Source organism: Pandoraea iniqua (assembly GCF_902459685.1).
GTDB classification, from domain to species: Bacteria; Pseudomonadota; Gammaproteobacteria; order Burkholderiales; family Burkholderiaceae; genus Pandoraea; species Pandoraea iniqua.
Genome location: NZ_CABPSF010000010.1, coordinates 121,678 through 133,662 on the forward strand (window position 1 = coordinate 121,678; position 11,985 = coordinate 133,662).

Annotated in this window: 7 protein-coding genes; all 7 read left to right on the top strand. The window is 63.5% G+C overall.

What is annotated here, in order from left to right:
• Nucleotides 1-47 precede the first annotated feature (47 nt).
• The 7 genes from PIN31009_RS25550 to PIN31009_RS25580 all read left to right on the top strand — a co-directional run bounded on the left by PIN31009_RS25550 (nucleotide 48) and on the right by PIN31009_RS25580 (nucleotide 11,949).
• The gene (locus tag PIN31009_RS25550) at nucleotides 48-2,456 is read left to right on the top strand and encodes a TonB-dependent receptor (RefSeq protein WP_150791946.1); all 2,409 of its coding nucleotides are present in this window, start codon (nucleotides 48-50) and stop codon (nucleotides 2,454-2,456) included.
• A 48-nt stretch (nucleotides 2,457-2,504) separates the two neighbouring features.
• Nucleotides 2,505-3,134, top strand: coding sequence for a MotA/TolQ/ExbB proton channel family protein (locus PIN31009_RS25555; protein ID WP_150686627.1), 630 nt, complete (start codon nucleotides 2,505-2,507; stop codon nucleotides 3,132-3,134).
• Between the two features lie 548 nt (nucleotides 3,135-3,682).
• The gene (gene wecB, locus PIN31009_RS25560; protein ID WP_150686626.1) at nucleotides 3,683-4,843 is read left to right on the top strand and encodes a non-hydrolyzing UDP-N-acetylglucosamine 2-epimerase; all 1,161 of its coding nucleotides are present in this window, start codon (nucleotides 3,683-3,685) and stop codon (nucleotides 4,841-4,843) included.
• A gap of 181 nt (nucleotides 4,844-5,024) precedes the next feature.
• Nucleotides 5,025-7,226 carry a cellulose biosynthesis cyclic di-GMP-binding regulatory protein BcsB gene (locus tag PIN31009_RS25565; RefSeq protein WP_150791997.1) on the top strand — a complete coding sequence of 734 codons (2,202 nt, stop codon included), beginning with the start codon at nucleotides 5,025-5,027 and terminating at the stop codon, nucleotides 7,224-7,226.
• Nucleotides 7,227-7,245: 19 nt separating this feature from the next.
• Entirely contained in the window at nucleotides 7,246-8,949 is a 1,704-nt protein-coding gene (locus tag PIN31009_RS25570) for a glycosyl transferase family protein (protein WP_150791947.1), read from the top strand.
• Nucleotides 8,946-11,189 carry an NfrA family protein gene (locus tag PIN31009_RS25575; protein WP_150791948.1) on the top strand — a complete coding sequence of 748 codons (2,244 nt, stop codon included), beginning with the start codon at nucleotides 8,946-8,948 and terminating at the stop codon, nucleotides 11,187-11,189. The genes PIN31009_RS25570 and PIN31009_RS25575 overlap by 4 nt, the downstream gene beginning before the upstream one ends.
• A gap of 16 nt (nucleotides 11,190-11,205) precedes the next feature.
• A complete protein-coding gene (locus PIN31009_RS25580) occupies nucleotides 11,206-11,949 on the top strand; it encodes an alginate O-acetyltransferase AlgF (RefSeq protein ID WP_174997394.1) in 744 nt (247 codons plus the stop codon).
• Nucleotides 11,950-11,985 lie beyond the last annotated feature (36 nt).

An 11,985-nucleotide genomic window follows, 5' to 3' on the forward strand; every position in this document is an offset into this window, starting at 1 on the left:
TTTGCCGCAGCAATCCAGGCACCCGTAACCAAAACGAATAGACCGAGATGAACGATCTACATACAACGGCCGGCAAGCCGTTTAAGCATCCCGCATTGCGTCTGTCCATGATCGCCGTTCACGTGCTGCTGCTTCAGGCTGGCGTTGCACACGCGCAGAGCGCCGATACCAATGCCGCCCCCGCGGCTTCCTCCAGTGCCTCGGGCACGTCGAACATCGGCACGGTGACCATCACCGGCGACGGCGACAACCTCGGTACCGGCCTCATGGTTCGCGAAGACGAACCGAAAACCCGCAGCACGGTCACGCGCGCCGAAATCGAAAAGGAACGTGCCACCGGCAACGTGTTCCAGTCGATCGGTCTGCTGCCGGGCGTGTCGACGTACAGCTACGACGCTTCGGGTCTGTTCGGTGGCGGTCTGTCGATTCGCGGCTTCAACTCCGACCAGATCGGCTTCACGATCAACGGCGTGCCGGTCAACGACTCGGGCAGTTTCGCCGTGTATCCGCAGGAATTCCTCGACAACTCGAACACCTGCGGTATGTCGGTGACGCAGGGTGCGACCGATCTCGACGCTCCGCACGTCGGCTCGACCGGCGGCAACGTCAGCATCGTCACGTGCGAACCGGAAAACGAGAAGCGCGTGCGCGTGTCGCAAACGGTCGGTGGCCTGAACCTCACGAACTCGTTCGTGCGTCTGGACTCGGGCCGCTTCGCGAACGACATGGCGAAGATCTTCGTGTCGTACTCGCACGCCGAAATCGACAAGTGGAAGGGTGAAGGCAAGGCCAAGCGCGATCACGTCGACTTCGGCTTCCGCCTCGATCTCAACAAGGAAAACTACGTCACGGGTACGTTGAATTACAACCGTGCGATCAACAACAACATCTACAACCCGTCGCTCGCGCAGCTCAACCAGAACGGCTACTACGGCGATTACGCGTCGCAGTTCGTCGGTCACCTGCCGCCGGTTAAGGGCACGGCGCAGAACGAAGCCTCGCAAAGCCCGGCTTACTACAGGCTGTCGCAGAACCCGTTTGAAAACGTAATCGCGTCGGTCACCGGTGTGTTCCGACTGACGCCGACCACGCAGGTGAAGATTCAGCCGTACTACTGGTATGGCTTCGGCACCGGCGGCACGCAGCAATACGTGCTCTCGGAAACCGGCTTCCTGAACCCGGCCACCGGCAAGGTCGGTCTGGGCAAGGATCTGAACGGCGACGGCGACACGCTCGACAAGATCATCGTGGCGAACAGCAGCGTGACGCGTACCGACCGCCCGGGTATCACCACGACCGTCACGCAACAACTCGGCAACCACCAGATTCAGGCCGGTGTGTGGTTCGAGCGTGCGGTGCACCGTCAGACCGGCCCGGCCGTGCTCGTGAACGCCGACGGCACCGCCAGCGACATCTGGCTGCAAGACAACCAGATCACCGGCCCGACGGGACAACCGTATGAGTCGCGTAACTGGAAGACGGTGTCGACGTCGTGGCAGTTCTTCGCCGCCGACTCGATCTCAATGCTCGCCGACAAGCTCAACGTGACGGCCGGTTTCCGTACGCCGCACGTGCGCCGCGACTTCACGAACTTCGCCAACGAGGGCAGCAACTCGGGCACGTCGTACAACGTGGTCAAGGATTACAACGCGTTCCTGCCGCAGGCCGGCGTGCGTTATTCGATCGACGACGCGAATCAGGTCTACGCCAGCTACGCGATGAACTTCCGTGCACCGCCCAACTTCGCGTTCTCGCCGACCAACGGCAACGTGACGTTCGTGAACGGTCAGGCGACCGTGACGGGCAACGTGAAAGCCGAAACGTCGAACGTGTATGACATCGGCTATCGCAACGAAAGCGGTCTGGGTGTGTTCTCGGGCTCGCTGTTCTACGTGGACTACAAGAATCGTCAGGCCACCGCGTACGACCCGAACCTGAACAACTCGGTCTACACGAACGCCGGTCGCGTGCGTAATTACGGCTTCCAGCTCGAATTCGGCACGGTGCCGTTCCACGGCTGGTCGGCGTACGCCTCGATCACGAACAACCACAGCCGCCAGCTCGATAACCTGCAAACGTCGGCGACGACCACGATGCAGACGTCGGGCAAGGATTACCCGCTGGATCCGTCGTGGCTGCTGGGTCTGTCGATTCAGTACGCCCAGCCGAAGTGGTACGTGCGTGCACAAACGAAGTTCACGGCGCGTCAGTACGCCACGCTCATGAACGACGAAGTCGCACCGTCGTACACCACCGTGGATCTGGATGCGGGCTATCGGTTCAACAACACGTTTTTCTTTAAGAATCCGACCGTGCGCGTGAACGTGAGCAACCTGTTCAACCGCCAGTATCGCAACCCGTCGAGCGTGCAAGTCGGCGGCGGCAGCGGCACGGTTTATTACTACCTGGGCGCACCGCGGCTGCTGTCTGTGTCGCTGTCTGCCGACTTCCAGTGAGGCGAGCCGCTGCTTTCGCACTCACGAATTTGAAAGAGGAACCTTCGTATGAACACTCAGGTGCTACACGATCTGTCGTTTTTCCTGATGTACGCGTGCCTGGTCGTGGCGTTGTTCATCAGCATCGAACGTCTGATTTTCTATCGCTACACGAACAAACACGCTCGTGAGCTTGACGCGATGCTGCTCGGCGAAGGCCGTACGCTCGACGATCTCACGCAACATCTCGAGAGCAATGACAGTGTGCCGGCCGATGCGCTGCGTGCACTGGCCAAGGCGCGCGCCGACGCTCATTCGCGTGAAGACATGGAGCAGCTCTCCGCTGCGCTGTATCTCGCGATGAAGTCCAAGCTCAAGCAGCGTCTGTGGATGCTCGATACGATCGTGACGGCGGCACCGCTGATCGGCCTGCTCGGTACGATTCTCGGCATTATCGATACGTTCTCGTCGCTCGCCGCGTCGGGGATCTCGGATGCCAAGGGCGTGTCGGCCGGTATCGGGACGGCGCTGTATGCGACTGCGCTCGGTATCTCGACGGCGTTGTTCGTGCTGGTGTTCCTCAATCACTTCAACGATCGTATCGAGCGTATCGGCGATCACCTGAAGATTCTGCTCCTGCGTGCCGGTATTCAACCGGGTTCGCAAGAGAACGTGGTGCGGTTGCAGCGGCAGGCGTAAGTGTGTTTAGGGTCAGCAGATCGATAGCTAGGCATCATCCGTTGGCTTACATCGTTTGACGACAAACACTGGAAAAACCAAGCCAGTGATGTGTTTCGCCCCGTCGTGGCGCCGTTTCCGGCGCTCACGCGGGGCGTTTTTGCTTTGTGCGGTACGGCCGCCCATCGGCAGGCGGGTTCCCGGCGCAGGCTCATTGCCCCGATTAGCCAAACTGGGCCTGTTGTTTTCGGGGGGGACTGTAAGGGGACGGAGACTTTGTACCATCTGGCGCGCAAACTGAACACGCGGCGTTCGATAAGCCGGGGGGCGTTTGTCAAGCGCGAAGAGCGTGGCAGGAGAGGGACACCATTCTTGACAGACAGTGACTAAAGTTGACTAATATTCGTCATTGCTCTGGATCCGTTCGATATACGTCGCACGCCGATGCATTCGCCACGGCACTGCTGTCGTAGTCCGATCTCATGTCAGAAATTGTCTACCCGGTGATACCGGGTCAATGAGTCTGCATGCCTTGCGGCGGAACCAGGCTCCGATACAGATGCGAGCCTATGAAAGTTCTGTCTATCTTCGGAACACGCCCCGAAGCGATCAAGATGGCACCACTCGTCACCGCGCTGGCGCGCGAGGCAAGTATTGACAGCGTGGTCTGCGTGACGGGGCAGCATCGCCAGATGCTCGATCAGGTCATGTCGCTGTTCGGCCTGACGGCGAACTACGATCTGGGCGTCATGGTGCCGAATCAGACGCTCAACGGTTTGTTCTCCCGCGCCATCGAGCGGGTGGACGCCGTACTCGAATCCGAAAAGCCAGACTATGTTCTGGTGCATGGCGACACCAGCACGGCATCGGCCTGTGCGCTGGCGGCATTTCATCGCCGTATTCCGATCGGCCACGTCGAGGCCGGATTACGCACCGGCGATTTGTCCAAGCCTTTCCCTGAAGAAATGAATCGCCGCGTCGTCGATGCCGTCGGCGACTGGCTCTTTGCACCGACCGATACCTCCAAAGCCAATCTGCTGCGCGAGAACCTGCACGGCAAGATCGTCGTCACCGGCAACACGGTGATCGACGCGCTGGCCACGCTCACCGCCCGCCTGCGCGACGATTCGCCACTGGCGGCCGAGGTAGCCGGGCGATATCCTTGGCTCGATGCGAGCCGCCGTCTGTTGCTCGTCACGGGGCACCGCCGCGAGAGTTTCGGCGACGGCTTTCGTAATATCTGCGCGGCGCTGGCGGACCTCGCGCGCCGCGAGGATCTGCAAATCGTCTACCCGGTGCATTTGAACCCGGCCGTGCGCGATGTGGTGATGACCGAACTCTCGGGCTTCGACAACGTACATCTGATCGATCCACTCGATTACGTCGACTTTGTCTGGTTCATGCAACGCGCCTACGTCATCCTTACCGACTCGGGTGGCGTGCAGGAAGAGGCCCCGTATCTCGGCAAGCCGGTGCTGGTCATGCGCGATGTGACGGAGCGCCCGGAGGCCGTGGCCGCCGGGACCGTGGCGCTGGTCGGTGCCCATCGCGAGCGCATCGTGGCCGGCGTAACGCGTCTGCTCGACGACGTGGCGTATCACGCATCGTTTTCACGACGCCTCAACCCTTACGGCGATGGCCATGCCGCCGCGCGTATCGTCGACGCGCTGTGCGGGCGTCCTGTCACCGAATTCGCCCCCAACGCGCCGGTCGGCGCGCGAGCCCCCTGACGCCGTGCCCGCGCGCTCAAGCATTACCAGTTTTGCCGGAATTTCGCCGCTTCAGCCTAACCTCGTGTCGTCACCGGAACATCGCGACACGCTAACTCATGGATTGACCATGCCGTTGCTCAACCAGATGACTTCCCGAAGTGCGGCCGCTCGCGGCGTGTCCCGCGCCCCATCCCATGCGATGGCCACCCGTATCTCGGCGGCGGCCTTCGGCGCCTTCTTGGCCGTCGGCATGCTGTTGCCCGCGACCTCGCAGGCCAGCGCACTGGGCGACGGTGTTCGCGCGCTCGGCTCGGGTGCGAACCTGACCCGCAGCATCGCGTTGTCCGATCTGGGCATCACCGCGCCGGTCGTGCTCACGGGCGATGCAAGCCAAGACTTCTATCTGCCGGTGCCCAAGGGCTTGCCGCTCGCCGACGCCTCGGTGGCGTTCGACGGGCGTTACCTCAAGGGGGAGCCCGGTGCGGCGTCGGTGGTGTTGTCGCTCGACGGCCAACCGGTGACTTCGCAATCGGTGCCGGACGGCGACGGGCCGCTCCAGCGCAATCTGGCGGTGTCGGCGCGTCCGCGCGAGACCGGCTTCGTGCGTCTGGGCGTGAACTGGCATTCGCGTACGGGGACCTATCGTTGCGAACCCGATCGTTCGCAGGCCAATTCCGTCACGATTTCGCCGCAAACGCGCCTGACCTACCGCATCGACCAGAAGTCGGTGACGAACCTCGACGATGCGTGGAGCACGCTGCCCGGTTCGCCGACGCTGCTCGTCGCGGCAAACAAGCTCGATAAGGACGCCTTCGACAGCGCATGGCGTATCGGTGTGGCGCTGGAGCGCAGCGGGAAGCGCGTTGTCGTGCGCGCACTGCCGGCGGTGGGCGAGACGGTCGATACACGCGGCCTGAACGTGCCCGCCGCACTCGCCGGTCTGCCCGCGTTTGCCGCGTTGCGCGACAACACGGCTACCCACAAGCTCGCCAACGATGCCGAACTCGGCGCACTGCTGGCGATCAATGCCCCGGCGGTGAATGGTGAAGTGGTGGTGGCCGATGCCGCCATGCGTGCCCGTCTGGCGGCTGCGTTCGACGCGTTGCAAGGTCAATTCGCGAGCGACAGTGACGCTGCCGATGCTTTCAAGACGTGGCGAACCCAACGCGCACCGCTCGCAGCGGACGCACTCGGCGCCAAGCAGATTCGTCTGCTGTCGATGGGCAGCCAATCGGTGATCGCCGTGGCCGGCGATGCCGGTTCGCAGGCCGCCGCGCTGTTCGACGATGCGCTGCGCCGCATTCTGCTGACTAACAACGTGACGGCACCGATCGCGCGCACGCCCGACATCGCCGACAAGCAGGTCGTGCGTCTGTCCAGCGTCGGCGGTTCGTCCGACAGCTTCGACGTGCTTGCGCGTGGCGACTGGACGGTGAGCTTCCCGCTGAGCGCGGTGGCCTCCGACGGCCGCATGCCGGGAGAGATTTCGCTGTATCTCTCGGCGGCGCCCGGACCGGCGTCGTCCAAGCCGGTGGCAACGGTGTTCTGGAACGGGATCTTGCTCGCCGCGAAACAACTCGATGCGAACGGACGTCCCGAGCAGTTGAAGGCGCGCGTGCCGGGCTACGTGCTCGGTGTGACCAACAATCTACGCGTGTCGGTGCAGCGTCAGCCGTACTCGGCCGACTGTAACGAAATTCCGCAAGCCTATCCGGTCAACGTGCTGCCTGCGGCGAGCTACATCCGCCCGGGCAAGGCGGAGCCGGACGGTACTTTTGTGGGGCTGCTGCCGCTCATGGCCGGCAATCCGCAACTGATCGTGCCCGAGCGTTATCTGGCCGCCTCGCCGGAGAACATCAAGCGTGTCATCGGCATTGCGTCGGCCAGCGGTCTGTCGCCGTCGCGCGCGGAACTCACGGTTGCCGCGGGCGACAAGAGTGTGAAGCCGAGCAAGCCGTTCGTGGCGATGGAAGTGCAGGTCGACGGGGCCAAGCCGTCGGTGGTCGTGACCGATCGCAAACGCGTGGAAATTGGCGGCAAGGATGCCAAGTGGCTCGATATCACCGGCCTGCAACGTCTGTCGACGGTAGAAGTGGTGCGTGGTGGCGGTGAAGACGGCCTGCTGTGGTACGCCGTCGGCGAGCCGCAGGCCGATGTCGGCACGCCGTTCCTGCTCAATCGCGGCAATCTCGCGATCATCGGGCCGGCGGGGCCGGTGGCGTGGATCGACAGCGGCAACCCCGATGCCAGCCTGCCGCCGGGCGCCGGCGAGAGCGCATTCTACGAATGGCGCCGCTATGTCTCGTGGGGCGTGCCGGCGATTGCCATCGCGCTGTTGGTACTGCTGCTGGTTCTCGTGCTGGCGCTGCGCGCCGGACGCAAGAAACAAGACAGCCATTGATCGATAGAGACACGCCGTCGTGATCTCCTCGCTCTATTGGCCGTATCTGGTGGCCGACTACTACCACGCGCTGGAAATTGCCAGCGCGGTGGTCGGCATCATCATCCTGTTATCGAGCATCGACGATTTGTTCGTCGATGCCTGGTACTGGGGGCGCCAGGTCTATCGCTCACTGTTCATCAAGCCACGTTACACACCGTTGCAGGCGTCGCAGTTGCGCGCCGCGCGAGAGCAGCCGCTCGCGATCATGGTGCCGGCGTGGCTGGAATTCGACGTGATTGCCGCCATGCTCGAGAGCATGGTGGGCACGCTCGAATATAAGAACTACATGATTTTCGTCGGCACCTATCAGAACGACGAGAAGACCAAAGCGGAAGTCGAGCGCATGCGCCGGCGTTACCGGCAATTGGTGCGTGTGGAGGTGCCACACGACGGACCGACCTGTAAGGCGGACTGTCTGAACTGGATCGTGCAGGCGATTTTCAAGCAGAACCAGCAGCAGCCGGAGCCGTTCGCCGGGGTGATTCTTCACGATAGCGAGGACGTGCTTCACCCGTTGGAGCTGAAGTACTACAACTATCTGCTGCCGCGTATCGATTTCATCCAGTTGCCCGTGACGTCGCTCGAGCGCGAATGGTATGAACTCGTCGCAGGCACCTACATGGACGAGTTCGCCGAATGGCACACCAAGGATCTGGTGGTGCGCGAGAGCATGTCGAAGATGGTGCCGTCGGCGGGCGTGGGGACCTGCTTTTCGCGCAAAGCGCTCGAAGAGCTGGCCGCCGAGACCGACAATCAGCCGTTCAACACCGACACGCTCACCGAGGACTACGACATCGGTGCCCGTCTGGCGCGACGCGGCATGAAGCAGATCTTCGGCAAATTCACGGTCGAGTACGTGGTCAAACGTAAGCGGTCGTTCGGCTTCGGCAAGGAGAAGGTGTCGACGATCCGCCTGCCGCTCGGCATTCGCGAGTACTTCCCCAACACGTTCAGGACGGCGTACCGGCAGAAGGCGCGCTGGACGCTGGGCATCGGACTTCAGGGCTGGGTGCAGGTCGGCTGGGCTGGGTCGCTCGCGACGAAGTATCTGCTGTTCCGCGACCGCAAGGGGCTGGCCACGTCGTTCGTCGCCATCATCGCCTACGTGTTGTTGCTCAACTTCCTGCTGTTCCTGTTTGCCGACCGCATGGGCTGGTGGACGGTTTATTACCCGTCGGTGTTTCCGCCCGGGGGCTGGCTCGTCACGCTCATGGGGATCAACTCGTTCGCGTTGGCACTGCGCGTGATTCAGCGCAGTTACTTCGTCTTTCACATGTACGGATGGGAACACGCGATTCTCGCCGTGCCGCGCATGGTCATCGGCAACTTCATCAATGCGATGGCGGCGGGGCGTGCATGGCGGCTGTTCATCATCCATTTGGTGACCGGCAAGCGTCTTGTCTGGGACAAGACCATGCACGACTTCCCGTCGACCGATCAGATCGCGTCGCAGCGTCAGCGACTGGGCGAGTTGCTCATGTCGTGGCAGGCCATCGACGAGACGAAACTGGCTTATGCGCTGGACGTGCAAAAGCGCGAAGGCCGGCCGCTGGGCGAGATTCTGGTCGAACAGGGCTGGCTGGACGAGTCCACGCTGCACGAAGCGATCTCATTCCAACAAAGTGTGCCGGGTGATGCGGCGCCGCCGCCTGACTCACCACAGCGAAACGCCGAAACATGACGTTCTTCTCCCGTTCCGTTTGTTACACCGCAGTGTTGGCCTGCCTCGCGGCTGCCGGTGCCACCGGTGCCGTGTATGCGGCACCCGCCGTGGCCGAGGCGCCCTTGGAGGGCGATGCGTGGCGATTCGGGGATGCGGCCTTCAAGGCCTATAACCGCAAGGACTACGCGACGGCGCAGGATCAGGCCGCCAAAGCGCTTGCGCTGCGCCCGGACGTCACGCGGCTGTGGCTGCTGCGCATCTATGCACTTCAGAACATGAAGCGCACGCGGCAGGCGCTCGACGTGACGGAAGAAGCGCTGGCGAAGGGCCACCGCGATCCGGCGTTGAGTGCCGCGCGCGAGAATCTGCGCGCCGAACTGGCGCCGCGTCCCGCCGGCGGCAAGGCCGGTGCGTCCGCCGGCACCATGCAATCGCCGGCGTATCGGTCGGCCGACGCGGCCTACAAGGCTTACGCCGCCGGCCACTACGACGAAGCCGAGCGCAACGCGCGGGAGTCGCTGCGGTTGCAACCCGGCAATGCGGGCATGCGAAGCCTGTTGATCTATTCGCTGGAACGTCAGGACAAGGTTCAGGCCGCTGCCGACGAGGCCGACGCAGCGCTCAAGCTCACGCCGGACGACGAGGCCTTGCAGGCGCTGCGAGACCGCATGCACCGGCGTCTGGCCCCGGCGCCTGCGATGGCCGCCTGGGACGCTTACCGCGAGCGTGACTACGCGCGTGCGGTGGGGCTTGCGCGGCAGGCGGTGCGTCAGGCCCTGGACGTGCAGAGCTATCACTACCTGCTCACCGGTGCGTTGCTGAGCGAAGGCCAGTACGCCGAGGCGGATGCGGCGGCGTCCGATGCGCTCTCGCAAGACGGCGAAGATGCGCTGTCGCTCGCCATGCGCGGCTTTGCGCGCCAAAAGCTTGGCCGTACCGACGAAGCGCGTAAGGATCTCGACAAGGCCGTCGCACAAGACTGGCTCTCCGAGGGGCAACTCGCTACCGTCAAACGCATTGCCGCCGATACGCAACGCCCCGACGACAAGCGCCGTGCTCGCAGCGCGGCCGAACAGGCGCCGGTCGTGTTCTGCACGTCGGACTCGCAGGACGTGCTGTGCAACCTGCTGCCTGCGGGCTCCAGCCTTGCAGGCAGCGGCCCGGGTTACGAGGCCGCTTCGCAGGCGTATGCGGCGTTCGCGAAGCAGGATTACGACGCAGCGGCAAAATCGGCGCAGGCGGCGCTCGACGCCGCACCGGACAACGTCGCTTACCGGCTGTTGCTGGTCAATGCGCTGAGCCTCGCGGGCCGCAAGGACGAGGCGCGCGCGGCCTACGCGCCGCTTGCGCAGTCGACCGACATTCCTCCCGAGAGTCTGCTCGACGCCGCCTATGCCGCGCAGCGTCTGTATGACAACAAGCGGGCGAGCTATTTGTTCTCGCGCGCTATCGATGCGGCCGATGCCGGTCAGATCGAACTCGAACCGCAGCCGCGTCAGAACGTACGTCAGGCCGTCTCCGATCTCGACCGCACGTGGGGCTTCAATGCGGCACTGGGCTACGGCACCGTCGGTGTGATGAATGCGGCGTTTGCACCGTCGTTGAGTGCGCGCAAGACCTTGCAGTCGTCAGAAGAACTCTATTGGCGCCCGCCCGTGATCGGCAATCGCGACGGCAGCATCTTCGAGGTGTATGCGCGCATGAATCAGGCCCTCTATGACGGCACGGGCGGTACGACCGGTCTGTCGACCAATCAGGGCGTGATCGGTGCACGGTGGAAGCCCTTCAGCCGCCAGAACTTCGTGTTCGCGGTCGAGAAGTTCATCCCGCTGGGCAGCAACAGCCGCACCGACTGGCTGCTGCGTGCCGCATGGTCGGATGGGGAAGGGGGCAGCCTGCGGGTGGACAAGCCGAACTGGGAGTACTGGCTGGTGTACGGCGAAGGCGACTATTTCATCGACCATCCGCAGACGCTGGGCACGTTCGAAGCGCGCTATGGCCGTGCATTCCGCATGGACAGCATCAGCCACAATCTGGTGGTCACGCCGTATCTGGGCGTGACGGCCGGATACGACAGCCTGCTCGCCACGCGCTTCACTGCCGGCATCGGTCCCGGTGTGACGGCGCGCTGGTGGTTCCGCGAAGACAAGTACCACGCGCCGCAGTCGTTCGTCGACCTGAACGTGCAATACCGTGTGCGTCTGGGCGGCGACGATCGCTCGCAAGGCATCTTCGCCGGGCTCTATTTCTCCTATTGATCACGACATGTCAAAGATGACCAAGACGCTCGCATCCTTTGTACGTTCGCCGCGATCGGCTTCACGTTCCGCTTCGGCATTCGGTCCGGCATTCGGTTCGGTCGTCCTCGCCTTCCTGACTTCGCTCGCCCCGCTGGCGCATGCGGCGCCCGCCGACGACATCGCGCGGCTCTATGCGCTGCCGCCCGACGGCTCGGTGTACGTTCGCGTGGTCAATCAGGCAGTGGCACCGGTGAGCGTGCAGCTCGGCAACGGCGCTAAGGCGGAGTCGCTCGCCGCCAACGGCAAGATCGTCACCGACTATCGTGTGCTGCCCGGTGCTCAGGCTTATCCGCTCAAGGTGAACGGGCGTGCCATCGACGTGTCCGGCAAGACCCCGAAAGGCGGCTTCGTGACGCTCGTCGTAGATGGTGCGAAGGCCAGTGCGCCGGCCAAGGTCATCGTCGACGAGAGCCCGGCCGCAGACGGTCTGAAAGCCGAACTGGCGGTATACAATCTGGTGCCCGGCTGTACGGCCAAAGTGGGTGTGGCGGGCGGACCGACAGTGTTTCCGGCGGTGGCCGACGGCGCGCGCGCTGCGCGGGCGATCAACCCGGTATCGGCGTCGCTCGTGGGCGAATGCGCCGGACACACTTCCGCGCCGCTCGCGCTGCCGCCGCTCAAGGGCGGCGATCGCTACAGCCTGTTCCTCGTGGGGACGGCGCAAGCGCCGGTGCTCGTTGGCGCGACCAATCGCACCGAACCCTATAAGGCGAATTGAATGCATCGCGCCGTGCCGCACGCGTGAAGCCTGCGT